Genomic DNA, 26,208 nt, shown 5'->3' with positions numbered 1-26,208 from the left:
TGATGGACCGCCGCCGTTTTTGTATGCTCTACTGTCATGCTTCCGGAACGAAAGCGCGCCACAGGCTCCGCCACGGGTTCGTTTCACAAGGAAGCAGGATGATGGGTAAGGGGTTTGCGATCGCTGCTGCGGCACTGTTGATGGCGATGGCGCCGGGCGGAGCGGCGCCCGAGGGTGACAGCCGCCTGGATTCCCTGCGGCTCGATCAGGTGCAGGTGCTGGGCTCGCACAATAGCTATCGCCCCTATCCCTTGCCGCAGGTGGAGGCTCGGATCCGCACTTTGACGCCGAAGAGCTGGGAGGGGCTGGCCTATGGCCATCCGCCGCTAGAAAGCCAGCTGGCACTTGGCCTGCGCCAATTGGAGATCGACGTTGCCCCCGATCCCGAGGGCGGCGCCTATGCCGCGCCCTATGCGGATGGCACTGCGGAGATTCGGGCGGAGATGGCGGCGCCCGGCGCCAAGACGATCCATATTCCGGGGCTCGACTGGCAGACGCACTGCCGCACCTTTCGCAGCTGCCTGCAAATCATTCGCCGCTGGTCCGATGCGCATCCGCGGCACCTTCCGATGATCATTCTGGTCAACGCCAGCGACGTGCGGCCGATTCCAGGCCTGCGCACTACCGATCTCAGCTTCGACGCGGCGGCGCTCGACGCGCTGGACGGCGATATTACCGCTGCGATCGGCCGCGACCGCGTGATATCGCCCGACGATGTCCGCGGCACCGTCCCGACATTGCGCGAGGCGGTGCTGGCGCATCGCTGGCCTACGGTCGGCGCCGCGCGCGGCAAGTTCCTGTTCGTACTCGATACGTCCGAGGCCAATGCGGAGCGCTACCGCACCGGCCATGCCAGCTTGAAGGGTCGAATGATGTTCGGCTGGTATCCGGAAGCCGCGCCTGAGGCCGCATTCTTCAACATGCAGAACCCGTTGCAGGAGCAGGCGACGATCACCGCCCGGGTCCGCGCAGGCTTCATGGTCCGCACGCGCGCCGATGCGGAAACAATCGAGGCGCGCACCCACGACACCCGCCGGTTGGCGGCGGCGATCGGATCGGGCGCGCAGTTCATCAGCACGGATTTTTATGAAGGTGCGCCCGATCCGCGCGCGCTGAACTTCCGCGTCTCTCTCCGGGGGCGCAACTGGACCTGCAATCGCGTTACCGCACGCTGTCCGAAATGAGGCGGGTCGCGGGAACATTTTTGTGGGAAGCGTGAACTACCCCGTTCAGGCTGCGTTTCGTTGGCTTCCCGTAACGCCTTCCGCTGCCGGTACATGGCGGAAACGCGAGGCGGGTACCGACGAAACATGAGCGCAGTACGGGATCGCGATGGCCCTGATTGAACATTTTCTCGACCGTGCAGTGAAGCGCGGCCAGCTTACCCTTGTCCGCGCCGACGGCGCGTCGCGCCAGTTCGGCGTGCCGGATCCAGCGCTCGCACCGGTGGCGATGCGGCTGGGGCCGGGCGCCGAAGCACGGATCGTGCGCGATCCCGCGCTCGGAACCGCTGAAGCCTATATGGACGGCAGCCTGAACCTGGAGCAAGGCGACATACTCGACCTGCTGACGCTGGTCACCGCCAACAACCGCTGGGAAGCGAGCGCCACCGTGCTCCATCCCTCGCCGCTGCGCCTGATGACAGGCAAGGTCTCGCACTGGATCGGCCGCACCAACATGGCGCGAAAATCCAAGCGGAACGTGGCGCACCATTACGATCTTTCCGCTCGGCTCTACGATCTGTTTCTCGACGCCGATCGGCAATATAGCTGCGCCTATTTCACCGATCCCACCAACAGCCTCGAACAGGCCCAGCGCGACAAGAAGGCGCATATCGTCGCCAAGCTGGCAATCGAACCGGGCATGCGCGTACTGGATATCGGCTGCGGCTGGGGCGGCATGGCGCTCTACATCCATGCAACGACCGGCGCCGAGGTGCTGGGCATCACCCTGTCCGAGGAGCAACTGAAGATCGCGCGCGAGCGTGCGGCAGCGGCGGGCGTTTCGGACAAGGTGAAGTTCGAGCTGATCGACTATCGCGCACTCACCGGCCGCTTCGATCGGATCGTCTCGGTCGGCATGTTCGAACATGTCGGAACGCCGCAATATCGCACCTTCTTCGCGAAGTGCCGCGAGCTGACGACGCCCGATGGCGTGATGCTGCTGCACACGATCGGGCGGGCGGGAGCGCCCGGCTATACCGATGCGTTCACGCTCAAATACATCTTCCCCGGCGGCTATATTCCGGCGCTGTCGGAGATTGCCCGCGGCTATGAGGGGCTGCGCTATTTCCTCACCGACCTGGAAGTGCTGCGGCTGCATTACGCGTATACGCTGAAGGCCTGGTACGATCGCACCGTTGCCGCGCACGACGCGATCGTCGATCTCTACGACGAACGCTTCTTCCGGATGTGGACCTATTATCTCGCCGGATCCTATGTGAGCTTCGTCAATGGCGGGCTGGTCAACTACCAGCTGCAGTTTGCCCGTTCGCGCACCGCGCTGCCGATCACGCGTGACTATATGCTGGAGGCGGAAGCGGCGCTGCAGACCGAGGCGGGCCCATCGATGCGGCTCCGTTCGGTCTAGCCGCGGCGGCGCAGGGATAAGCGGATATTGCGCGGCGGGCGCGGGAACCCTAGAGGCCCCGCGATCCAACAATCCCTTTTACCCCGGAGTCGCTGCCCCATGTCGGATAAGATCAATCGCGTCGTCCTCGCCTATTCGGGCGGGCTGGACACGAGCGTGATCCTGAAATGGCTGCAGCAGACCTATAACTGCGAGGTCGTCACCTTCACCGCCGATCTCGGCCAGGGTGAGGAGCTGGAGCCCGCGCGCAAGAAGGCCGAAATGGCCGGTGTGAAGCCCGAGCACATCTTCATTGAGGATGTGCGCGAGGAATTCGTGAAGGACTATGTGTTCCCGATGATGCGCGCCAACGCGCTCTACGAGGGGCTCTATCTGCTCGGCACCTCGATCGCGCGGCCGCTGATCGCCAAGCGCCAGATCGAGATCGCCAAGATGGTGGGTGCCGACGCGGTGAGCCATGGCGCCACCGGCAAGGGCAACGACCAGGTCCGCTTCGAGCTTGGCTATTATGCGCTGAACCCGGACATCAAGGTGATCGCGCCGTGGCGCGAATGGGACCTTACCAGCCGCACCAAGCTGATCGAGTTCGCCGAATCGCACCAGATCCCGGTCACCAAGGACAAGCGCGGCGAGTCGCCCTTCTCGACCGACGCTAACCTCCTCCACACCTCGTCCGAGGGCAAGGTGCTCGAGGATCCGTGGGAAGAAGTCCCCGACTATGTCTATTCGCGCACGGTGAATCCGGAAGACGCGCCCGACCAGCCCGAGACGATCACCATCGACTTCGAGCGCGGCGACGGCGTGGCGCTCAACGGCGAGGCTATGTCCCCGGCGACGCTGCTCACCGCGCTTAACGAGCTCGGCCGCAAGCACGGCATCGGCCGGCTCGATCTGGTCGAGAACCGCTTCGTCGGCATGAAGTCGCGCGGCATGTACGAGACGCCGGGCGGCACCATCTATCACCTCGCGCATCGCGGCATCGAGCAGATCACGCTCGATCGCGGCGCCGCGCACCTCAAGGACGAGCTGGCCCCGCGCTATGCCGAGCTGATCTACAACGGCTTCTGGTTCTCGCCCGAGCGCGAGATGCTGCAGGCTGCGGTGGATTACAGCCAGGAGAAGGTCACCGGCACCATGCGGCTGAAGCTGTACAAGGGCAGCGTGATCGTCACCGGCCGCAAGTCGCCGTACACGCTATACAGCGAGAAGGTCGTGACCTTCGAGGACGACCAGGGCGCATACGACCAGCGTGACGCTGCGGGCTTCATCAAGCTCAACGCGCTGCGCCTGCGCCTGCTTGGCCGCCGCGGGGGCTGAGGGCAAAGGCCAAGCGCGGGCGCTTTCCCTAGTGCCGGTCTAACCGGCCATTAACCACGATCGCGTAACCCGTTTCCCATGGGAACGGGACGCCTCTTCGATGCCAGGCGCGACATCGGTGTCGCGCTGGCATTGGCGTTGCTGCTCGGCCTCGCCTGGACCATCCGCGACTGGCCTCATCTCGCCGTGCTGCGCCTGCCTGATACTGACGACGGGATGCGCCTGCAGCAGGTTCGCGACTGGCTGGCCGGTCAGTCCTTTGCCGATCTTTCCCAGCACCGACTGGGACCGCCGCCCGGTTTGACCATGCACTGGTCGCGCGTCGCCGATCTGCTTCCCGCCGGGCTGATCCTGATTCTGTCTGCGCTGCTCGACCCAACGACTGCGACGGTCACGGCGGTGATTGTCGTTCCGATCCTGTACTTCGCGCTTGCCCTGCTGCTGCTGGCGGCGATCGGCCGCCGCCTCGGTCTTTCCGCGATCGGAACCATGGTGATCGGTGGGCTCGCTTTCCCGGCGACGACGCTGTTTCTGCCGGGTCGGATCGATCATCACGGGCTGCAGCTGGTGCTGGTCCTCGCGCTGCTGCGATCGGCAATCGGGCCTGGCAGCTTGCGGGACGGGGTGGTGGCCGGGCTGGCCACCGCCCTGTCGCTGGCGATCGGGCTGGAGACGGCACCGCTGCTCGCCGCCGGGGGCGTCGCGCTTTCGCTGCGTTGGCTCGGTGGCGAGCAGGGAGGGCAGGCGCGGCTGGCGGGCTATGCCGTCGCGCTGCTGCTGGCTTTGGCGGCCGAACGTGCGGGGTTCGCGAACCTTGGATGGCGCTATTCCGCCTGTGATGGGTTCACCGCAGTGTTGTGGCGTGCTGCGATGTGCGTCGCGATGGCACCGGCCGCGATCGCGCTGGCGGGTTTCGCAATCCAGTCGCGCGCCATTCGATGTGTCGTGTTGCTCGGTGTTGGCTGCGGCGCCCTGGTGGCGGCGCTGTGGATCTCGCCAGCGTGCCTGTCGCCTTATGGCGACGTCGATCCTGTGCTGGCCCGACGCTGGTTGGCGAATGTCGCCGAAGCGCAGCCGCTGTTCGCGATACCGTTCGGGCATGGGTTGGCCCAGGCCGGTCTGGCGCTGATCGGGCTGGCGGCGGCGCTGTGGCTGGCGTGGCGGCGGCGAAGCGCGGATTGGGCCGTGCTGCTGGGATTTCAGATAACTGCCATGCTGGTGCTGCTGGTGCAGCTGCGTGGCGCCCCTGCCGCCGCGATCCTGGCGACGCCCGCTTTAGCGGCGATGATCGCGGCGGCTCGCGCACGGAGCACGCTGGCGCTGGCGCTCGCTTGGCCCGCATCGGCGGGCATCCTCTATGGGTTGGCCGGCGACGCGCTGGCGCCGCGCACTGGCCCTGATGCCGCCGCCTGCACCGCGCCGGCGACGTTGGCCCGTATCGCGGCGTTGCCACCAGGTCTGCTCGCCGCGCCCGTTGATCTCAGCGCCTTCGCGCTTCCGGCCACCCGCCATCGGCTCCTCGCCGGCCCGTATCACCGCAATACGCAAGGAAATCGTGCTATGGTCGACCTGTTCCTGACCCCGCCTGCGCCTGCCGAGACGATCGCGCGGCGCTGGGGCGTCGACTATGTCGCGCTGTGTCCCGATGGATTCGATGAGCTGGGCGCCAAGGGCCGCGCTCCCGATCTGCTCGCCGGCGCACTGCGCGCGGGCCAGGTGCCAGGCTGGCTGGCGCAGGTCTCCGCACCCGGCGAGACGCCGCGCGTCTATCGGCTGGTAGGGCGCGGGACGCGCCATTGATCGCCAGGCGTTGGTGGGAAACGCGCCGGTTCGCGCTGGCGGCGGTGCTGCTCGCCGCCGTCCCCTTGCTGTGGCCGGCGGTGCCGCCGCTCACCGATATGCCCGGTCATATCGGTCGCTACCATGTCGCCGCGAGCCTGGCCGATTCGCCGGTGCTCCAGCGGCATTGGCGCTATGACTGGCAGCTGATCGGCAATCTCGGCGTCGACCTCGCCGTGTTGCCGCTGGTGCCCTGGCTGGGGGTGGAGGGTGCGGCGAAGCTGGTGGTGGCGCTGATCCCGCCGCTGACCGTCGCCGGGCTGATCCTCCTTTCGCGCACCGTGCACGGCCGGATGTCGCCGGTGACGCCCTTCGCTTTCCCGCTGGCCTATGGCTTCCCGTTTCAATTGGGATTCGTCAACTTCGCGCTGTCGGCGGCGCTCGCGCTGTCGGCTCTGGCGTTGTGGATCCGAATGCGGCCGGGGCCCTGGCGGGGAGCGCTGTTCGTGCCGATCGCGCTGCTTCTGTGGGTGGCGCATTGCTTCGGCTGGGCGATGCTGTGCCTGTTCGCCTTCGGTAGCGAACTGACGGTGCTGCGGCTTGCGGGGCAGGGCTGGCGGCGGGCCGTGCTACACGCCGGGCTGCGCTGCCTGCCGCTGGCGCCGCCGCTGCTGCTGATGCTGGGCGGCGGGGCGGCGGGCGCGGGCGGGTCAGCTGTGAGCTGGGAATGGCTGGCCAAACCGGGCTGGGTCGCCTCGCTGCTGCGTGAGCGCTGGGGGGCTTATGACGTGGCTGGCGCGACGCTGCTCGTGTTGCTGTGCTGGGCAGGGCTGCGCACCGCCGCGCTGACCACGAACCGGCAGCTTGCCGCGGCCGCCGCAATGGGTGCGTTAGCCTGGCTGGCACTGCCCTATCGGCTGATGGGTGGCGCCTATGTCGACATGCGGATCGTACCCATGGTCATCGCGCTGTTGATCGTCGCCATTGCCGTGCGGCCTGGCCGTGAGCGGCTTGCCGGTCGACTAGCATTGGCGGGAGTCGCGTTCTTTGGGGTTCGGATAGCGACGACCACGATTGCTTTCGCCCAGATCGCGGCCGGGCAGGAACGCGCCGCCGCGATCGGCGCGCTGGTGCCGCGCGGCGCATCGGTGCTGGTGGCGGTACGGGTGACCTGCCCCGCCTGGAGCGACGATCGGCTGACGCATGTTGCCGGACTCGTGCTCGCCCGTCGCGACATCTTCGACAACAGCGAATGGACGCTGCCCGGCCAGCAATTGCTGCGCGACCTGCGCCCCGATGCAGGTCCGGATCGTGGCGATCCCTCGCACCTGGTCTACGATCCACGGTGCGAGTTGCCATCGGCGGACCTGCCGACGCTGGCCCGCCGGTTCAACCGCCGCGCCTTCCGCTATGTCTGGACGATCGGCTTCCCTAACCTCCAGCCGCCTGCTCCCGACCTGCAGCCGGTGGCGCAGGACGGCCCGTCAACGCTTTACCGCGTCACCGCTTCGTCCGACTAGCGCTTGCCGTACCCGCCGCGCGCGCATTAAAGCGGCGCGATGGAACAAGGGGATCGGCTGCACTGGTGGCAGACACGCTGGTTTGTGCTCTTCGCGACGCTGGTGGCCATGGTGCCGCTGTTGTGGCCGGAGATCCCGCCGCTGGTCGATCTGCCCGGCCATATGGGGCGCTACCGCGTCCAGCTCACCTATGATTCGGTGCCGTGGCTGCGCGAATGGTATGATTTCCGCTGGCAGTTGATGGGCAATCTGGGGGTCGACCTGGCGATCATCCCCATGGCCAAGCTGTTCGGCCTCGAACTCGGCGTGAAGCTGATCGTGATCACCATCCCGGCGATGACGGTGGCGGGGTTCCTGTTCATCGCGCGCGAGGTGCATGGCCGCATCCCGGCGACCGCGCTGTTCGCGCTGCCGCTGGCCTATGCGTTCCCCTTTCATTTTGGCTTCGTCAATTTTGCCTTCTCGATGGGGTTGGCGATGCTTGCCTTCGGGCTGTGGCTGCGGCTGGGACGGCTGGGTAAGCTGCGGCTGCGCGCAATCCTGTTCGTGCCGATTTCGGTGCTGATCTGGGTGGCGCACACCTTTGGCTGGGGCGTGCTGGGCGTGCTGGCCTTTTCCGCCGAGCTGATCCGCGAGCATGATCTGCGCCGCAATCGCGCGCTGCCTTGGCACCGCGACCTGAAGAACGGCTGGATCGCGCCCATCTTCTTCGCGGGCCTGCAGTGCGTGCCGATGGCATTACCGGCGGTGCTGATGGTGCTGTGGCGCGGCGGCGAGCATGTGACCGGCCAGACGTTCGACTGGTTCAACTGGCGCGCCAAGACCTTGTGGGTGACGCAGGTGTTCCGCGATCGCTGGCAGCTGTTCGATCTGGCCAGCGTGGGCGTGATCTTCCTGCTGATGTTGCGCGCGATCCGCGATCCCAATATCCAATATTCGCGCAATCTGAGCCTGTCGGCGCTGTTCCTGCTGCTCGTCTATATCCTGTTGCCGCGCGTGGTGTTCGGATCGGCTTATGCCGATATGCGGCTGGTGCCGTTCCTGATCGCCATCGCGATCCTGGCGATCCGGCCCAAGCCGGGCCTGTCGATGCGCGGCGCGACGGTGGTGGCGGCGTTGGGCCTGGCCTTTTTTCTGGGCCGCATCGGCGCGACGACGGCGAGCTTCTATCTGTACGACCGCGCCTATGATCGCGAGTTGAAGGCGCTCGATCACCTGCCGGTCGGCGCGCGGCTGGTGAGCTTTGTGGGCGAGACCTGCTATAACGAATGGGCAATGACGCGGCTGCAGCACGTCCCCGGCCTCGCGCTGGAACGCAAGCTGGCCTATACCAACGATCAATGGTCGATGCCGGGCGGGCAGTTGCTGACGGTGCGGTACCGCGCGGCCAAGCGCTTTGCGCATGATCCGTCCGAACTGGTGACGAGCGTGCAATGCCCGCGCGAATGGTGGCGGCCGATAGCGCGCAGTCTGGCGATCTTCCCGCGCGATGCCTTCGACTATGTCTGGCTGATCCGCCCGCCGGCGTATGACAAACGTTATGAGCAGGGGCTGGTGCCTGTCTGGCGGGATGGGCCGAGTGCGCTGTTCCGCGTCGACCACAGCATGCCGGGACCGGGCCTGAACCCCGGCGACCTGCCGATCCCGCGGCCCGAAGCCGTGCTGATTCGCGAAGCCGAGGCTGCGGGGGAATTGCCGGGGAACGGGACGGCACCACCTTCTTGAGGAAAGTGGACGCGCCTACTCCGCCTTCCGAAACGGCGTAAGTTCGTCCAGATATTCCTGCTCGCGCTCCACTGCGTGCTGCTCGCGTACGAGAAAGTCTGCGACGGCGCGGCGGAAGCCGGGGTCTGGCAAATAATGTGCCGACCAGGTCGTCACCGGCACGTAACCGCGCGCCAGCTTGTGCTCGCCCTGCGCACCCGCTTCCACGCGGGGCAGGCGGCGCTGAATCGCGGCGTCGATCGCCTGATAGTAGCACAGCTCGAAATGGAGGAACGGCACGTCCTCCACACAGCCCCAATACCGGCCGTACAGCGCATCCGCGCCGATCAGGTTGAGCGCGCCGGCGATCGGGCGACCGTCGCGTTCGGCGAACATCAGCAGCACGCGGTCGCCCAGCGCCTCCCCCAGCATCGAGAAGAACGGGCGGGTGAGGTAAGGGCGGCCCCATTTGCGGCTGCCGGTATCCTGGTAGAATATCCAGAACGCGTCCCAATGGGCTTCGGTGATCTCTGCGCCGGTCAGATGGCGGATGGTCAGCCCCTCCACCGCAGCGGCGCGTTCCTTGCGGATTGCCTTGCGCTTGCGGCTGGTGAGGGCGGTAAGGAATTCGTCGAAATTGTCGTAACCATCATTGTGCCAATGGAACTGCGTGCCGGAGCGGATCAGCCAGCCGGCGGCTTCGAACAGCGGCACCTGCTCGGCCGACACGAAGGTGACGTGACCGGAGGACAGCTGGTGCTGATCCACCACCGCTTCGATCGCGCCGATCAGCGCCGGGGCAAGCGCGGGATCGCGCAGCAGCAGCCGCGGGCCGGGCACCGGCGTGAACGGCACGGCCACCTGCAGCTTGGGATAATAGCGACCGCCCGCGCGCTCCCAGGCATCGGCCCAGCTATGGTCGAAGACATATTCGCCCTGGCTGTGGCTCTTGGCATAGGCAGGCGCGATGGCGGCGGGCATGCCGTGCGCATCGTCGACCACGATCGGCAGCGGCTGCCACCCCGCCTGCGCCGTCGCCGATCCCGAAGCCTCTAGAATCGAGAGGAAGGCGTGGGACAGGAAGGGATTGTCCGGCCCGGCACAGGCATCCCACTGCGCCGCGGGTATCGAGGCGACGCCATCGGCGAGGCGGGCGGTGACGGAAGGGGATCGCACGCCCCCAAGATAATGCGCTTGGACGCCGCCGCCAGCCCCTATTCCGCTGGAGGCAGGGCGCGCAGCTGCACGTCGCGACGCGGGGCGGGCACGGTGATGCCGTGTTCACCGAACAGCTTCCACAGACGGTTGAGCACATCGCTGCGGACATTGCCCACGCCGCTCTCGGGATCGGTGATCCACACCAGGATCTCGTGCGCCGCGCCGTTTTCGCCCAGCGCCGTCAGCCACACGTTCGGCGCCGGCATATCCAGCACGCGTGGGCTTTCGGTGGCGGCGCGCAGCATCAGCGCCTGCGCCAATTCCAGATCGCAGCCATAGGCCACCGTTACCGCGATGCGCACGCGCACGTTGCGATCGGTGTAGGACCAGTTCTCGACTTCCTGGGTCATCAGATTCTCGTTGGGAATCAGATGCTCCTTGCCGTCGCGGGTAATGACGGAGACGGCGCGCACGCCGATCTTGTTCACCCAGCCGAAACTGTCGCCCACCACGATCACGTCGCCCGGCTTGATCGATCGATCCATCAGCAGGATGATGCCGGCGATCAGATTGCCGACGGTCTTCTGCAGCCCGAAGCCGATCGCCAGGCCGAACGCGCCCGAGAACACCGCGAAGCTCGTCAGATCGATGCCGAGCAGATCGATGCCGACGAAGAAGGCGACCGACACGATCGCGATGCTGACGAGCTTCTGCACCAGGAGCCGCTGCGTCGCATCCAGCCCGCGCGCGCGGCCGATCCACTGGCCAAGGATCCGATTGGCGAGCCGCACCAGCGCGAAGATGATCGTTACCGTCACCGCGACGCTGAGCAGCGACAGCAGCGATAGCCGCCGCGTGCCGATATCGACGCCGATGCCCGCCAGCAGCGTCTCGATGACGCCCAGCCCGCCCATCGTCTTGCTGAGCAGCGAGGTGAAGGCGATGGCGCCCATCGGCCAGGTGGCGAGCCGCGGCAGACCGAGTCCTCGCAGCACCTCCACCACCGCCAGCGCCATCACCACCCCCAGCACGATGCCAAGCAGCAGCTGCGCCGGCGGATGCCATGCCCAGCCGTTCGCCACCGGCGAGAGCAGCAAGGCCGTGGTGAACCAGCGCGTGATCCGGCACAGGCGCGGCTGGATGCCTTCGGCATGCTCGCCGACGACACGGTGCCACAGCCCCGCCAGCTGCGTGCCGACGCGCTGGCCGACAAGCACGCCGATCGCCAGCGCCAGTACGGAAAGGCCGAGCGCCACCGCCATCTCGCCCAGTTCGGCGGGCGAGGGCATCCGGATCCCCAGTTCGGCCATCTGTTCGAGCATCATCCGCGCGCGGCAGCGAAGCGGGCAAGGCCGGCCTCGAGATCGGCGATCAGGTCGTCCGGATCCTCCAGGCCGACATACAGCCGAACCAGCGGCCCTTCCGCCTGCCAGCGTCCGGCGGTGCGGATGCGCTGCGGATCGGCGGGGATCGCCAAGCTTTCATAGCCGCCCCAACTGAACCCGATGCCGAAATGGCGGAGGCCGTCGATCAGCGCGGTGCGGGCGGCATCGTCGCCGCCGTGCAGGACGAAGGAGAAGAGGCCGCAGGCACCGCGAAAGTCGCGGAGGAACAGATCGTGGCCGGGGCAGTCGGGCAGCGCCGGGTGCAGCACCCGCGCGACTTCCGGCCGGGTCCTCAGCCACTGGGCGATCTTCAGTCCGCTGGCGCCGGACTGGCGCAGCCGCACCTCCATCGTCCGCAGGCCGCGCGCGGCGAGATAGGCGTCGTCGGGGCTGGCGCACATGCCCAACTGATAGGTGGCGGCGCGCAGTCGTTCATATTGGCCCGGTCCGGCAGTGACCGAACCCATCATCACGTCCGAATGGCCGACGACATATTTCGAGCAGGACAGGATCGTGTAGTCGACGCCTTGCGCGATCGCGGGGAAGAACAGCGGCCCGGCCCAGGTATTGTCGAGCAGCGTGGTGATGCCGCGCGCCTTCGCCACCGCGACAATGGCGGGAACGTCCTGCACCTCGAAGGTCAGGCTGCCCGGGCTTTCCAGAAAGATCGCCTTGGTCCGCTCGCCGCACAGGCCGGCGATGCCCCCACCGATCAGCGGATCATAATAAGTGGCGGTGATGCCCATGCGCTTGAGCATCCCGTTGCCGAAGGCGCGGGTCGGCTCGTAGCTGCTGTCGGGCAGCAACACCTCGTCCCCAGGGGAGAGCACGGCCAGCAGCGCCGTGGTGATCGCGGCGACACCGGAAGGATAGAGCAGGGTCGCCTCGGCGCCCGGCTCCAATTCGGTCAGCGCATCGGCGAGCGACCATTGGGTCGGCGTACCGCGCCGGCCATAATAGAGCTTGTGGTGGGTATCGGCGCTGCCGCGCGCCCGCATCTCAGCGATATTGTCGTACAGGATGGTCGAGGCGCGCCACACCGGCGGGTTGACGATGCCTTGCGTCCATTCGGGACGACGGCCAGCCTGGACGAGCCGGGTCGCGTCCTTGTCGTCCTGTTCGCTCATGCGCCGAGCGCCTTGGCGGTGTCGGGCTGCGCGCCCCACTCCGTCCAGCTTCCGTCATACAGCGCGATGTCGTGGCCCAGCAGATGCGCGGCAAACACAATCACGGCCGCGGTGATGCCCGATCCGCAGGTCGCGACCAGCGGCTGCTTCAGGTCGAGCCCGGCATCGTCGAACACGGCGCGGATGGCTTCCGGCGACTTCCAGTGACCATCGCTTGCGAAGAAACGGCCATAGGGGATGTTCTTGGCACCGGGCATGTGGCCGGCGGCGCATTCGGGGCGGGGATCGGCTTCTTCGCCCGTAAAGCGTGCGGCCGATCGGGCATCGACGATCTGTTCGGTGGTCGTGCGCATCTCGTCCAGCGTGCGGATCTGCGCGGCGGGTGCGCCGGCCGTGAAGGCAGTGGCGGCGGCAAGCTGCGGCCCGGTCTGCACCGGTCGCCCCTCGGCGCGCCAATGGCCCATGTTCCCGTCAAGGATCGCGGCATTGACGCCGAACATCCGCAGCACCCACCAGGCGCGGCAGGCGGTATGGTGCGGGCTGTTATCATAGAGCACGATCCGGCTGGTAGCGGTTACGCCCAGCTCCGCCATCCGCGCCTCGAACACGCTGCGCTTCGGCAGCATCGAGGGCAGCGGGTTTTCGGCATCGACGAGCGTATCCAGATCGAGCAGCCGCGCGCCGGGGATGTGGCCCGCCTCAAACTCGGCGCCCGGATCCTGCTTGGCCGCGCCGGGAATCGTGGAAGTGTACGTCGCGTCGAGGACCAGCAGGTCGTCTTCGCCCAGTATCGCGGCGAGCGCTTCGGTGGTGATCAATCCGTCCATGGGCGTCCCGATGTTTGCCTTCGCACACGCGAGCGCGGCCGCCTTTGCGCCTTTGTCCTCCCTCACCCGTCCGCCACTGCGCGGCTCCCCTTTCCCGCGAGGGGAGAGGGAGGAGCCCGCCGCCGCAAGCGGTGGGAAGGGCGAGGGGGACAAATCCCCAAAGCGACGCCTCGCCACGCGAGGAGATGCGATGTTACCCGTCCCTCTAGCCCTATGGAAACCGCACGGCAAACGCCTACATGGCGTGCATGGACGCCAAGCATCTCGGAAAACAATCCGCCCTGCCCGCCACGCCGGAGGAAGCGGAACTCGATTATGTGCCCAATCCCCGGCCCGGCAGCCGCTATCTGGTGCGCTTCGCGGCACCAGAGTTCACGTCGCTGTGCCCGATCACCGGCGCGCCCGATTTCGCGCATCTGGTGATCGATTACGTGCCGGGCGAGCGGATCGTCGAATCCAAGTCGCTCAAGCTGTTCCTTGGCAGCTTCCGCAACCATGGCGCCTTCCACGAGGATTGCACCGTGGGCATCGGCGAGCGGCTGTTTCGCGAAATGGCACCCGTATGGCTGCGAATCGGCGGATACTGGTATCCCCGCGGCGGCATTCCGATCGACATATTCTGGCAATCGGGCAAGCCGCCCGAGGATGTCTGGATCCCCGATCAGGGGGTTAGCGGATATCGCGGCCGCGGCTGAACGGCAGATTTACAGCACGGTTCATCAGGTATAGAGTTGTGCGTTGCAGCAGAACTGCAACTTATTCGAAAAACGGGAGTTTAACGGGACATTAGGCTCGCTTGCGAGCCAAGTCCATCATGCACTAGCGAAAGGTCCGCCATGGCACGGTCTCCGATTCATCCGAGGATCCGGCATCTTGCCCTGATCGGTAACTTCCTGCCGCGCAAGTGCGGCATCGCCACCTTTACTACCGACACCTACACCGCGCTTGCCGAGCGCTATCCGGGGATTCAGGTCGACGTCTATGCGATGGACGACCGGCCCGGCCATTATGCCTATCCGCCGCAGGTGACCGGCGCGATCGCCCAGAATGATCGCGCCGCCTATCTGGACGCTGCCCGCGCGATCGAGGCGAGCGGCGCCGAGGCGCTGTGGATCCAGCACGAATACGGCATTTTCGGCGGCGCCGCGGGCGAATTGCTGCTCGCGCTTACCGATCGCGTGTCGATCCCCGTCATCGTTACGCTGCACACCATTCTCGAACGGCCGAGCGCCGACGAGCGTCGGGTGATGGAAGCGCTGATCCGGCGCGCCTCGACGCTGATCGTCATGGCCGAAAAGGGCCGCGAAATCCTGACGCGTGTGCATGGCGTGGAAGACAGCAAGATCGTGAACATTCCGCACGGCGTGCCGGATCGCCCCTTCTGCGACACTGCGCCGTTCAAGGGCCGATTCGGCTGGGAAGGGCGCGATGTGGTGCTCACCTTCGGCCTGCTCGCGCCCAACAAGGGCATCGAGACGATGATCGAAGCGATGTCCGCGGTCGTCGCCGAACATCCGCAGGCGCTGTACGTGCTGCTCGGCGCTACTCACCCCAATCTCGTCCTGCACGAAGGCGAAGCCTATCGCGAGCGGCTGGCCGCGCAGGTGGAAGCGGCGGGGCTGGGGCGCAACGTGCAGTTCGTCAATCGCTTCGTCGAGCAGAGCGATCTGCTCGATTACCTCCAGGCGGCAGATCTGTACGTGACGCCGTATCTCAACCCGGCGCAGATCACTTCGGGAACGCTTTCCTATGCCGTCAGCATGGGCAAGCCTGTCATTTCGACGCCGTACATCCACGCGACCGAGATCCTCGCCGACGGTCACGGCGTCACCGTCGATTTCGGCGACAGCGCGGCGTTCGCCCGCGAAATCAATCGCCTGTTGGGCAACGAGGCGGGCCGACACGCGCTGGCGGAGCGTGCCTATGCGCGCGGCCGCACGATGCTGTGGGCGCGGCTCGCCGAGCGCGCGCTGGGCGAGATCGACGCAATCCTGGACGACAAGCCGAGCCGCATCGCCCGATCGTCCACTGAACTGGCGCCGCTCCACCCCGTCCTCACGGCGGTGGAGCGGATGAGCGACGCGACCGGCATGCTCCAGCATTCGATCTATTCGGTGCCCGATCGCCGCCATGGCTATTGCATCGACGACAATGCCCGCGCGCTGATCCTGATGAGCAAGATCGACGGCATCGACGAGACCGTGCGCGATCGCTGGACCGCCATCTTTGGCGGCTTCGTCCAGCATGCGTGGAATGCCGACAAGCGCAAGTTTCGAAACTTCATGAACTTCGATCGCAGCTGGTGCGAGGACGAGGGTTCGGAGGATTCGAACGGCCGTGCCATCTGGGCGCTGGGCGTCACCGCGCGCGATGCGCGGGCGCAGAAGCATCGCGACTGGGCATCGGTGCTGTTCGACGAAACCGCCTCGATCGCCTTCGATCTGGGCAGCCCGCGCGCGCACGCCTTCGCCATGCTGGGCGCCGCAGCGATGGCAGAGGCACATCCGGGCCATCCGCTGTCGCGCGAGATCCTGACGCGCTTCGGCAACGAGCTGATCGCGCTTCTGGAAACCGCGCGTCGCCCCGAATGGCGCTGGTTCGAAATCGTGCTCGCCTATGACAATGCGCGCCTGCCCGAAGCGCTGCTGCGCGCCGGCCAGGTGCTCGGGCGGCGCGACTTCATCGACACGGGCCTGGAAACGCTGGCCTGGATCGTCGAGCGCCAGACCTCGCCCGAAGGCCGTTTCCGCGCCGTAGGCACCGAAAGCTTCGGGCGCGAATATGCCGATCCGCTGCCGTTCGACCAGCAGCCGCTGGAAGCCCAGGCGACGATCGACGCCTGCCTCGCCGCGCATGACGTGACCGAGGACCGGCACTGGGCAAACGAGGCGATGCGTGCCTATCGCTGGTATCTGGGGGCGAACGATCTCGATACGCCGCTGGCCAGCGTCGCCGATGGCGGCTGTTTCGACGGGCTGATGCCCACCGGGCTCAACCGCAACCAGGGGGCGGAGTCGATTCTGGCGCTCCAATTGGCGAATTGTGCGATCTCGGCCCTTTCAAAGGGCAATAAAAGCGTGGCAGGACCGGAACTCGCCGTCGCCTGAACCGATACGGGGGGCGGCGCTCGATAAGCGTGCGTTCCCCGGGGGTTGCTGATGCCGGAACTGTTTTACCATAGCTTGCGCCTGCGCGCCGATCCTTCGCGCGTCGTGGTGCGCCCGTTTCACATCGCCTGGGCCTCCAACAGCAGCGGCGCGCCCAGCCGCACCGAGCGTATCGTCAACGAAGTGCTCGCATTGTCGCCAAGCGAGGCGCGCGCCGAACTCGATCTGGTGCTCAAGGACTTCGAGGCGCGCCACTGGCAGACGCGCCGCGTGTTCATGACGCGCTACGACGAGATCGAGGCAATGCTGAAGCTCGACGGTGCCGCGATCGGCGATGAAAAGCGCCAGCTGCTCGGCGCCTATTTCTGCCACGAGTACAGCTATGCCGCCGCCGCGCTGATGAACCCCAGCGCCGTGCCGCATTATGATCAGTCCGGCATGCCCGCGGGCAGCATGCGCATCCTGATGTCGCTGCGCGCGGTCGGGGAAGGGCACATCTCCTCGGTCGCGTTCCGCGAAGGCATCATCACCGACAAGAACGAACTGACACTGGCGCCCGAGCCGCCCTTCGCCACCGCCGCGGATGCCCGCGAGCCGGATGAGCGCGCCCCGGAAGGGCCGGTGACGGTCTATCGCCACCGCGATTCGACGCTGTCGGGCACCGTGATCTTCCCGATCACCCGTGCCCAATCGAACGGGCTGGAGGATCTGCGGATCTGCCACTTCACCCATGACGACGGCACGCCCGAATGGATCGGGACCTATACCGCCTATAACGGATCGGTGATCCAGTCGGAGCTGCTGCGCACCCGCGACTGGCGCGCGCTCGACCTGGTGCCGATGAGCGGTACTGCCGCGCGCAACAAGGGCATGGCGCTGTTTCCGCGCAAGGTGGCCGGCAAATATATGATGCTCGGCCGGCAGGACGGCGAGAACATCTTCCTCCACAGCTCGGACGACATCACCCATTGGGAAGGCGGCGAGCTGATCATCAAGCCGCGCTTCCCCTGGGAGCTGGTGCAGATGGGCAATTGCGGCCCGCCGATCGAAACCGATGACGGGTGGCTGGTGCTGACCCACGGTGTGGGCGCGATGCGCAAATACTCGATCGGCGCGGCGCTGCTCGACAAGAACGATCCGTCGAAGGTGCTGGCCCGTTCGAAGGCGCCGCTGCTCGCCGCCGCCGATCAGGATCGCGAAGGTTATGTGCCGAACGTCGTCTACACCTGCGGCGCGATCCGCCACGGCGACAGCCTGTTCATTCCGTACGGCGTCGCGGACAGCTCGGTCGCGTTCGCCTTCGCGCCGATCCAGGCACTGATCGATCAGATGGAATGAGCGAGACGCCCCCTCGCCGGTGCGAGGGGGCGTTCGCGATCAGTCGCGCAGCAGCTCGTTGATCCCGGTCTTGCTGCGGGTCTGGGCGTCGACCGTCTTGACGATCACCGCGCAGTAGAGGCCGGGCTTGCCGTCTTCGGCCGGCAACGTGCCGGGCACCACCACCGCATAGGGCGGCACTTCGCCGCGATAGACCTGGCCGGTCGCGCGATCGACGATCTTGGTCGAGGCGCCGAGATAGACGCCCATCGACAGCACCGCGCCCTCGCCGACGCGCACGCCCTCTGCGACTTCCGAGCGCGCGCCGATGAACGCGCCGTCGCCGATGATGACGGGATCGGCCTGCAGCGGCTCGAGCACGCCGCCGATGCCGACGCCGCCCGAGAGATGGACGTTCTTGCCGATCTGCGCGCAGCTGCCCACCGTCGTCCAGGTATCGACCATCGTGCCTTCGCCGACATAGGCGCCGATATTGACGAAGCTGGGCATCAGCACCGCGCCCCTGGCGATATGTGCGCCGTGGCGGACGATGCTGCCCGGCACCGCGCGGAAGCCGGCGTCGCGGAACGCGGCCTCGCCCCAGCCGGTGAACTTGGAGGGCACCTTGTCGAACCAGGCGGTGCCTTCGGGGCCGGGGACGACGACATTGTCGTTGAGGCGGAAGCTGAGCAGCACTGCCTTTTTCAGCCACTGGTTGACTTGCCAGCCGCCCTCCGCGGTCGGCTCGGCGACGCGGGCTTCGCCGCGGTCGAGGAGGTTCAGCGCTTCGGCAACGGCTTCGCGCACGGCGCCTTCGGTGGCGAAGCTCAGGTTCGCGCGGTCTTCCCAGGCGGCGTCGATCGTCGCGGCGAGATCGGTCATGTCAGCTCTCCAAGATGCTGTGGAGCCAGGCTCCGAGATCGGTGATGGTATAGTCGATGAAGCTGCGGTCGGCGTCGGGCGCCTGTTCCGAGCCATTGTCGATCCAGACGGTGGTCATGCCGATCGCCTTGGCCGGCCCGAGATTGCGCGCCATGTCCTCGACGAACAGCGATTCGCGGGGGTCCAGGCCATAGGCATCGCACAGGCCCTGGTACGCCAAGGGCTCCGGCTTGGGGCGATAGCTGGTGGCGTGGATGTCATGGATCGCCTCGAACGTCTCGGCCAGGCCCAGCCGGTCGAGCACCTTCTGCGCATAGGGCGCATCGCCGTTGGTGAAGATCAGCTTGCGGCCGGGCAGGCGGGCCAGCGCCTCGACCAGCGCTTCGTTCGCCTCGAGCACGCTCATGTCCACGTCATGGACATAATTGAGATAGTCGTGCGGATCGGTGCCATGTTCTTCGATCAGGCCGTACAGCGTGGCGCCATGGGCGTGGAAATAGGCTTTCTGCACCTTGTGCGCCTCTTCCGCCGAACAATGCAGCAGGCGCTGCACATATTCGCCGATCCGCGCATCGATCATCGCGAACAGGTTGGCGCTCGCGGGATAGAGCGTGTTGTCCAGATCGAAGATCCAGTTGCGGATGTGAGAGAGCTGGGCGAGCATCGCCGCGGCCTGTAGGGGGTGGGCTGCCCGGCCGCAAGACGCCAGCAGCGCGAGGCTGACGTTGGTAAATAAGCCGCAACCATTGCTGGGCTATGCATGGGCCGATGCGGCAGAGGATGGGGTAAGCGCGTGGCGTTGGGTATGCGATGGATGCAGTCGGCAGCGGTCGGCGGCCTGGTGGCGCTGGGCGCGTGCAGCGGCGGTGGTGGCAGTGGCGGCGGTGTTTCGCCCGCGCCGGCACCTGCGCCTGCGCCCACTCCGACGCCTACGCCTACGCCAACGCCAACGCCAACGCCAACACCAACACCAACACCAACACCAACACCAACACCAACGCCAACGCCTACGCCTACGCCTACGCCTACACCCACACCCACACCGGCGCCCACTCCGACACCAACACCAACACCGACGCCGACGCCGACGTCTACGAACTACGATACCAGCGAATATCGCGCTTCGGTGGGAGCGCTGTCGATGCGCGCGCTGGTGGCCTATAATGCCGGCGCCACCGGCAATGGCGTGAAGGTGGGGGTGATCGATTCGGGCATCGATCTGCAAAGCCTTGAATTTGGCGACTGCTCCGGCGGGGTAGGGACCGGCAGCTGCCGCATCCTGGCCAGTTCCAGCGACACGGGAGGCAATGGCACGATCGACGATGTCGGGGGGCACGGCACCGCCGTAGCCTTCACGATCGCGGGACGGCGCAATGCGAGCGGTTCGCATGGTGTCGCCTTCGATGCGCAGCTGGTGGTGCAGCGAGCCGACCGGGCGGGCAGCTGCGACGGATCGGACACCTCGACCTGCAAATTCGATTCCAGCGCAATCGCGACCGCGCTGGACCGTGCCCGCACCGCCGGCGCGCGCGTGGTCAACATCTCGCTCGGCGGCGAAAGCGCATCGACGTCGCTGAGCGCGGCAATCGATCGCGCTACCGCGGCCGGCGTGATCGTGGTGCTCTCCGCCGGCAATGACGGGGCGGCCAATCCCGATGCCTTCACCTCGCCTGCGATGAACGCCGCGATCGCGCGCGGGCTGGTGATTATCGCCGGATCGGTAAATGCCAGCGACGTGATTTCGGATTTTTCCAACCGCGCCGGATCTTCGGCCAGCGTGTACCTGGCGGCGGTGGGCGAGCAGGTCCGCGCCCCGGATGCCAACAACGTCGCTTTTCTCTGGTCGGGCACCTCCTTCTCCGCGCCGCAGATCTCCGGGGCGATCGCCTTGCTGGCCCAGGCCTTTCCAAACCTTACCGGCAAGCAGATCGTCGATCTGCTCTACGCCACCGCACGCGATATGGGCGACCCGGGCACGGACGCGATCTATGGCCGTGGCGTGCTGGATCTCACGCGGGCCTTCCAGCCCGTCGGCACCATGTCGGTCGCCGGCAGCACGGCTGCCGTATCGACGACGGTGAACGGCACGCTTTCTGCGCCGATGGGCGATGCGGTGCAGGGCGCACTGGGCATGGTGGTGCTCGATGCATTTCAGCGTGCGTTCGAAACCGATGTGGGCGGCACGATCCAGCGCCAGCCGATGGCCCGCAATCTTTCCACGCTGATGGCGACGCGCGACCGCAGTTTTTCGGTCGGGATGAGCGACATGCACGTCGCCGTTTCGTTGGTGCCGACGACCGATTCGGTGCGAATCGAACGGCTTGGCATCACCACCCGCGATGCCGGAATCGCCCGGATGCTCGCGACGACAGTAAGCGGCCGGCTGGGCGCCAGGGTGCAGTTCGCAATCGGTGCCTCGCAGAGCGGGAACGCCCTGACCGCGCAGCTTGCCGGACGCGCCGATCCGGCCTTCCTGATCGCGCGCGATCCGCTGAGCGGCGCCGGGTTCGACGTGGCCGTCGGTGGATCGGCGGCGGTACGTCAGGCGCTGGGCAGTTGGGGCATCACCATGGCCAGCGAATATGGTGATGTGCTGAGCCAGGATGCGACCGAGATCGCCGCGCTGCGCGGGCGTTGGCAGCGGTTCGGCTATGGCCGCGCCAGCATCGCGGTCGACCGGCGCTTCGGTGGACTGAACGCGAGCCTTGGCCTCACCCGGCTGGCGGAGAACAGCACCGTGCTCGGCGCGCGCTTCGGCGCCGGGCTGGGTGCCGCGCGGGCGAGCAGCCTGTTCGCCGATCTGGGCCTGCGCTGGGGGCTGGGCGGAGGCTGGAGCCTGGGCGGGGCGCTGCGCAAGGGCTGGACCGATGCGCAGCTGCGCGGCGGGTTCCAGGGATCGGGCCTGATCCGCACCAACGCCTGGGCGGCCGATCTGGGCAAGGACGGTGTGTTCGGCGACGATTCGATCGGCCTGCGGGTCGCGCAGCCGCTGCGCGTGGCACAGGGCGGGATCGGCGTGCGCCTGCCGCAGGGCTGGGATTACGGGACGCAGAGCGTGACCAGCTGGAGCAACGCGCGGATCAATCTCGCTCCCGTCGGGCGCGAGATCGATTACGAATTGCGCTATCGCTGGAACGTGCTGGACGGGGATATCAGCAGCAATCTGTTCCTGCGCCGGCAGCCGGGTAATTTCGCCAATGTGCCGAATGACATCGGCGGCGCGGTGCGGCTGAGCTGGGGGTTCTGAGCGCTTCCCCTGGCGGCGGGCACCGGCTATTCGAGCGACATGATCGACATTGCCAGCGCGCGGCTGACCGCCGCCATCAACCCGCATGGGGCCGAACTCTCGTCGCTGCGCGATCCGGCCGGGCGTGAACTGATGACCGATGGCGACCCCGCCTTCTGGTCGGGGCGGGCACCGCTCCTCTTCCCGATCGTCGGGCGGCTGGTGGGGGATCGCTACCGACTTGACGGGCGGGACTATAGCCTGCCGCAGCACGGCTTCGCACGGCGCCGGCCCTTCGCGCTGGTGGCACAGGCGGCCGACCGCGTCACGTTCCGCCTGGTCGACGATGCGGACACGCGCGTCGTCTATCCCTTCGCCTTCGCACTTGATGCGACGTACCGGCTGGAAGAGGCGACCCTGTGGATCGAGATCGCGGTGACCAACCAGGATACACGCGACATGCCGGCCAGCTTTGGCTTCCATCCCGCCTTTGCCTGGCCGTTGCCCTATGGCCGCCCCCGCTCCGCGCATCGCATCCTGTTCGACGAACCCGAATTCTCCGGGCTGCGCTACATCGGCGAGGGCGGCATCGCGTCCGACCGCCGGACCAGCCCGGTGCAGGGGCAGAATCTGCCGCTGTCCGACGACCTGTTCACCGCCGATGCGCTGATCTGGGACCAGCTCGCCAGCCGCGGCCTGTTGTACGGCGCGGAGGACGGGCCGCAGCTGCGCATCCGTTTCCCGGATGCCGGCCTGCTCGGCATCTGGACCAAGCCGGGTGCGCGCTTCGTCTGCGTCGAGCCCTGGTGGGGCCTCGCCGACCCGGCGGGCTTTGATGGCGAGATCTGGGACAAGCCCGGCATCCAGCGGCTCGCCCCCGGCGAGACGCGACGCTTCGCAATGGATGTCACGCTGGTCGACTGAGGGACAACCGGGCCAGCACGCACCGCTGGCTAAAAATCCCGCCACCGACTAAGGCGTCGCGATTCTCCCTCCCGTTCGAAGCACCCGTATGTCCCCCTCCGATCGTCGTACGTTCGCCATCATCTCGCACCCGGACGCGGGCAAGACCACGCTGACCGAAAAGCTGCTGCTGTTCGGCGGCGCGATCCACCTTGCCGGCGAAGTGAAGGCGCGCGGCGCTGCCCGCCGTGCCCGCTCGGACTGGATGAAGATCGAGCAGCAGCGCGGCATCTCGGTCACCAGCTCGGTGATGACGTTCGAGCGCGACGGCATCACCTTCAACCTGCTCGACACGCCGGGCCACGAGGACTTCTCGGAAGACACCTACCGCACGCTGACGGCGGTGGACTCGGCGGTGATGGTGATCGACGTCGCCAAGGGCATCGAAAGCCAGACCCGCAAGCTGTTCGAGGTCTGCCGTCTGCGCAACGTGCCGATCATCACTTTCGTCAACAAGGTCGATCGCGAGGGCCGCGAGGTGTTCGCGACGCTGGACGAGGTGGCCGAGCTGCTGCAGCTCGACGTGGTGCCGATGACCTGGCCGGTGGGCATGGGCGGCACCTTCGAGGGCATCTACGACCTCGCAACCAAGCGCCTGCTGCTCCCCGAGGGCGATGCCCGAGAATTCCACGGCAAGGTGATCCAGACGACCGGACTCGACGATCCGCAGCTCGATGCGATCGTCTCCGCCGACAATCTCGCCAAGCTGCGCGAGGATGTCGAGCTCGCCCAGGCGGGCTATGCCGAATTCGACGGCGAGGCCTATCGCAACGGCGACATGACGCCGGTCTATTTCGGCTCGGCGCTGAAGGAGTTCGGGGTGGATTCGCTGATCGCGGCGATCGCCGAGTTCGCGCCGCCGCCGCACGCGCTGCCGGCCGAACCGGCGCCGGTGGAGCCGACCCGCGACGAGGTGACGGGCTTCGTGTTCAAGGTCCAGGCGAACATGGATCCCAACCACCGCGACCGTATCGCCTTCATGCGGCTGGTCTCGGGCACCTTCAAGCGCGGCATGAAGCTGACGCCGACGGGGCACGGCAAGCCGATCGCGATCCACTCGCCGATCCTGTTCTTCGCCCGCGAGCGCGAACTGGCCGACGAGGCGTTTCCCGGCGACATCATCGGCATCCCCAACCATGGGACGCTGCGGGTGGGCGACACGCTGTCCGAGCGGGCGGCAGTGCGCTTCACCGGGCTGCCCAACTTTGCGCCGGAAATCCTGCGCCGCGTGGCGCTCAAGGACCCGACCAAGACCAAGCAGCTGCGCAAGGCGCTGGACGATCTGTCCGAAGAGGGCGTGATCCAGGTCTTCTATCCGGAGATCGGATCGAACTGGATCATCGGCGTGGTCGGCCAGCTGCAGCTCGACGTGCTGCTCAGCCGGCTCGATGCCGAATATAAGGTCGGCGCGGTGCTGGAGCCTTCGCCCTATGACACCGCGCGCTGGATTTCGTCCGACGATCCCGCCGCGATGAAGGAGTTTCTGGACCTCAATCGCGGCGCGCTCGCCAAGGATCGCGACGGCAATCCGGTGTTCCTGGCCAAATCGGCCTGGGAGGTGGGATATATTGCGGAGCGCTACAACAAGGTGAAGTTCGCCGCGACGCGCGAGCGGTAATCAGGCCGCTGCGCGCTGCTCGCGGCCGCGCTCGCCCAGACCGCTGGCGATCCAGTCGCGGATGCGCTCTGCGCGGCCGAGATCGGCTTCGAACTTGGCGAGCAGTTCCTGCGCGCCCTCGGTAGGGCTGCCGGCGGCGCGCATCATCGCGAGGACTTCCTGCTGGGCGGCAATGTGGCGCTCGGCGAGCACCACATTCTTCTCGGCTTTGACGAGGTCGGTCGGGGTATAGCTCATGTGGTTATTATAGAAGTAACCACGCGGGAGCGGGAATCGGGCCGTCAATCGACCCAGTCGCGCGCCAGCCGCCGGCTCGCCAGCGCCATCAGGATGCCGGCGACGAGATACAGCCCAAGCCCCGCCGCGATCGCATAGCGCAGGCCGTCCGCAGGCCCATAGGCCGGGGTCAGCCTTGCGGAAAGCAGGCCGATCACCCAGCTGCCCAGGCCCAGGCCGATCAGGTTGTTGATCAGCAGGAACGAGGCCGAGGCGGTGGCGCGCAGGTGCGACGGCACGAGGTGCTGCACGGCGGTGAGCACCGGCCCCAGCCAGACATAGACCAGCGCCTGCGGCACGAGGAACAGCAGGAACGCCGCCTGCCAGCTCTGCGCCAGCACGCCGGCCACGAACAGCGGCAGGCCGATCACGTAGCTGATCGCAGGCGCCAGCGCATACCATTTGCGATTCCGCTGCCCCAGCCGGTCCCCCAGCCAGCCGCCGAGCAGGATGCCGGCCACCCCGCCGGTGAGCAGCAGTCCGCCAAAGAACTGGCCGACCTGCGCCAGATTGAGTTGGAAGCTGCGAAGGATGAGGCTCGGTAGCCAGAAGGCGACACCATAGCCGCACATCGACCCCGCCGCCGCGCCGAAGGCGAGCAGCCAGAAACTGGGCTTTGCGGCGAGGATAGCAAAGACGCGGCCAAGGGGAACGGCGTCCTTGGCGGGCGCAGCGCGCGGCGGATCGCGGACGATCCACTTGAACGGCACGGCGATCAGCAATCCGAGGAGCCCGACGAAGAGGAAGGCGGTGCGCCACTCCACCGTCTGGGCGATATACCCGCCGAGCAGCGCCCCGCCCGCTGAACCGAGCGGGATGCCCAGCGAATAGATCGACAGCGCGCGCGACCGGCGCTCGGCCGGGTACGCATCTGCGATCAGGGCATAGCTGGGTGCCACGCCGCCGGCTTCCCCGACGCCGACACCGAGCCGGTAGAGGAACATGCTCGCAAAGGTCTGCGCGGTGCCGCACAGCGCGGTAAAGGCGCTCCACACGCCGAGCGAGACGGCGATCACCCAGCTGCGGCTGGTGCGGTCGGCCAGCATCGCCAGCGGGATGGCGAGGGTGGAATAGAGCAAAGCGAAGGCAAAGCCGCCGAGCATGCCGAGCTGCCCGTCGTCGAGCCCCAGATCCGCTTTCACCGGCTGGGCGAGGATGGAGAGGATCTGCCGGTCGAGGAAGTTGAAGATGTAGACGAGCAGCAGCATCGCGAGGACGAGGCCGCGTGGGGCAGCGGGACGGTTGGGGTGCGGGGGCATGGTGAGTCCTCGGCCGGAGATGGTGAACGCTGCCTAGCGGCCCTCGTTGTTCGGAGGGAAGTCGAGATCCATCGTCATCCCCGCGAAGGCGGGGATCCATTCGCGCAGGTGCTACGGTCCTTTCCCCAGCGCACAGGCCAATGGCTTCCCGCCT

The 26,208-nt window shown here is 66.8% G+C and carries 21 protein-coding genes; 13 read left to right on the top strand and 8 right to left on the bottom strand.

The window, feature by feature from the left end; all coding sequences use genetic code 11:
* The first annotated feature begins 101 nt into the window (after positions 1 to 101).
* From B215_RS0100370 to B215_RS0100345, 6 genes are all read left to right on the top strand, one after another.
* The gene (locus B215_RS0100370) at positions 102 to 1,184 is read left to right on the top strand and encodes a Ca2+-dependent phosphoinositide-specific phospholipase C (RefSeq protein WP_236704522.1); all 1,083 of its coding nucleotides are present in this window, start codon (positions 102 to 104) and stop codon (positions 1,182 to 1,184) included.
* Between the two features lie 148 nt (positions 1,185 to 1,332).
* Positions 1,333 to 2,589, top strand: coding sequence for an SAM-dependent methyltransferase (locus B215_RS0100365; protein WP_019367637.1), 1,257 nt, complete (start codon positions 1,333 to 1,335; stop codon positions 2,587 to 2,589).
* 99 nt (positions 2,590 to 2,688) lie between these two features.
* Positions 2,689 to 3,906 carry an argininosuccinate synthase gene (locus B215_RS0100360; RefSeq protein ID WP_019367636.1) on the top strand — a complete coding sequence of 406 codons (1,218 nt, stop codon included), beginning with the start codon at positions 2,689 to 2,691 and terminating at the stop codon, positions 3,904 to 3,906.
* A gap of 78 nt (positions 3,907 to 3,984) precedes the next feature.
* Positions 3,985 to 5,706, top strand: coding sequence for a hypothetical protein (locus B215_RS0100355; protein ID WP_019367635.1), 1,722 nt, complete (start codon positions 3,985 to 3,987; stop codon positions 5,704 to 5,706).
* Positions 5,703 to 7,205 (top strand): hypothetical protein, encoded by a 1,503-nt coding sequence (locus B215_RS19305; RefSeq protein WP_019367634.1) that lies wholly within the window; start codon positions 5,703 to 5,705, stop codon positions 7,203 to 7,205. Before B215_RS0100355 ends, B215_RS19305 begins: the two co-directional genes overlap by 4 nt.
* Positions 7,206 to 7,244: 39 nt before the next feature.
* Positions 7,245 to 8,930: a hypothetical protein gene (locus tag B215_RS0100345; RefSeq protein WP_019367633.1), complete on the top strand. Its 1,686-nt coding sequence runs from the start codon at positions 7,245 to 7,247 to the stop codon at positions 8,928 to 8,930.
* 15 nt (positions 8,931 to 8,945) lie between these two features.
* Here B215_RS0100345 and B215_RS0100340 read toward each other — a convergent pair whose 3' ends face one another.
* From B215_RS0100340 to B215_RS0100325, 4 genes are read right to left on the bottom strand one after another with little or no spacing between them, the layout of a single operon-like run.
* Positions 8,946 to 10,085, bottom strand: coding sequence for a GNAT family N-acetyltransferase (locus B215_RS0100340; RefSeq protein ID WP_019367632.1), 1,140 nt, complete (start codon positions 10,083 to 10,085; stop codon positions 8,946 to 8,948).
* Positions 10,086 to 10,123: 38 nt separating this feature from the next.
* Complete coding sequence (locus B215_RS0100335; RefSeq protein WP_019367631.1) at positions 10,124 to 11,392, bottom strand: mechanosensitive ion channel family protein; 1,269 nt, start codon at positions 11,390 to 11,392, stop codon at positions 10,124 to 10,126.
* The gene (gene metC, locus B215_RS0100330) at positions 11,389 to 12,579 is read right to left on the bottom strand and encodes a cystathionine beta-lyase (RefSeq protein ID WP_019367630.1); all 1,191 of its coding nucleotides are present in this window, start codon (positions 12,577 to 12,579) and stop codon (positions 11,389 to 11,391) included. The genes B215_RS0100335 and metC overlap by 4 nt, the downstream gene beginning before the upstream one ends.
* Positions 12,576 to 13,406: a sulfurtransferase gene (locus B215_RS0100325; RefSeq protein ID WP_019367629.1), complete on the bottom strand. Its 831-nt coding sequence runs from the start codon at positions 13,404 to 13,406 to the stop codon at positions 12,576 to 12,578. The genes metC and B215_RS0100325 overlap by 4 nt, the downstream gene beginning before the upstream one ends.
* Before the next feature lie 248 nt (positions 13,407 to 13,654).
* Between B215_RS0100325 and queF the strand changes: the two genes are divergently transcribed.
* From queF to B215_RS0100310, 3 genes are all read left to right on the top strand, one after another.
* A complete protein-coding gene (queF, locus tag B215_RS0100320; RefSeq protein WP_019367628.1) occupies positions 13,655 to 14,101 on the top strand; it encodes a preQ(1) synthase in 447 nt (148 codons plus the stop codon).
* Between the two features lie 141 nt (positions 14,102 to 14,242).
* A complete protein-coding gene (locus tag B215_RS0100315) occupies positions 14,243 to 16,513 on the top strand; it encodes a glycosyltransferase family 4 protein (protein WP_019367627.1) in 2,271 nt (756 codons plus the stop codon).
* Positions 16,514 to 16,564: 51 nt separating this feature from the next.
* Positions 16,565 to 17,851 carry a glycoside hydrolase family 130 protein gene (locus tag B215_RS0100310; RefSeq protein ID WP_019367626.1) on the top strand — a complete coding sequence of 429 codons (1,287 nt, stop codon included), beginning with the start codon at positions 16,565 to 16,567 and terminating at the stop codon, positions 17,849 to 17,851.
* Between the two features lie 39 nt (positions 17,852 to 17,890).
* Here B215_RS0100310 and dapD read toward each other — a convergent pair whose 3' ends face one another.
* A complete protein-coding gene (gene dapD / locus B215_RS0100305; RefSeq protein WP_019367625.1) occupies positions 17,891 to 18,712 on the bottom strand; it encodes a 2,3,4,5-tetrahydropyridine-2,6-dicarboxylate N-succinyltransferase in 822 nt (273 codons plus the stop codon).
* Between the two features lies 1 nt (position 18,713).
* Positions 18,714 to 19,376 carry a pyrimidine 5'-nucleotidase gene (locus B215_RS0100300; RefSeq protein WP_019367624.1) on the bottom strand — a complete coding sequence of 221 codons (663 nt, stop codon included), beginning with the start codon at positions 19,374 to 19,376 and terminating at the stop codon, positions 18,714 to 18,716.
* Between the two features lie 146 nt (positions 19,377 to 19,522).
* Between B215_RS0100300 and B215_RS21115 the strand changes: the two genes are divergently transcribed.
* The 4 genes from B215_RS21115 (at position 19,523) to B215_RS0100280 (ending at position 24,519) form a co-directional block, all read left to right on the top strand.
* Positions 19,523 to 19,876: a hypothetical protein gene (locus B215_RS21115; protein ID WP_019367623.1), complete on the top strand. Its 354-nt coding sequence runs from the start codon at positions 19,523 to 19,525 to the stop codon at positions 19,874 to 19,876.
* Complete coding sequence (locus tag B215_RS0100290) at positions 19,854 to 21,959, top strand: S8 family peptidase (RefSeq protein ID WP_019367622.1); 2,106 nt, start codon at positions 19,854 to 19,856, stop codon at positions 21,957 to 21,959. The genes B215_RS21115 and B215_RS0100290 overlap by 23 nt, the downstream gene beginning before the upstream one ends.
* Before the next feature lie 39 nt (positions 21,960 to 21,998).
* Positions 21,999 to 22,862, top strand: a complete 864-nt coding sequence (locus B215_RS0100285; protein WP_019367621.1) for an aldose 1-epimerase family protein — start codon at positions 21,999 to 22,001, stop codon at positions 22,860 to 22,862.
* A gap of 88 nt (positions 22,863 to 22,950) precedes the next feature.
* A complete protein-coding gene (locus B215_RS0100280) occupies positions 22,951 to 24,519 on the top strand; it encodes a peptide chain release factor 3 (RefSeq protein WP_019367620.1) in 1,569 nt (522 codons plus the stop codon).
* Here the strand turns inward: B215_RS0100280 and B215_RS0100275 are convergent, their stop codons facing one another.
* Together B215_RS0100275 and B215_RS0100270 are read right to left on the bottom strand one after the other, a co-directional pair.
* Complete coding sequence (locus B215_RS0100275; protein ID WP_019367619.1) at positions 24,520 to 24,756, bottom strand: hypothetical protein; 237 nt, start codon at positions 24,754 to 24,756, stop codon at positions 24,520 to 24,522.
* 44 nt (positions 24,757 to 24,800) lie between these two features.
* Positions 24,801 to 26,054 (bottom strand): spinster family MFS transporter, encoded by a 1,254-nt coding sequence (locus tag B215_RS0100270; protein ID WP_026008789.1) that lies wholly within the window; start codon positions 26,052 to 26,054, stop codon positions 24,801 to 24,803.
* Positions 26,055 to 26,208: the final 154 nt, after the last annotated feature.

Source organism: Sphingomonas sp. ATCC 31555 (genome assembly GCF_000282895.1).
In the GTDB taxonomy this organism is placed as follows: domain Bacteria; phylum Pseudomonadota; class Alphaproteobacteria; order Sphingomonadales; family Sphingomonadaceae; genus Sphingomonas.
This window is presented reverse-complemented; position numbering and strand designations above follow the sequence as displayed.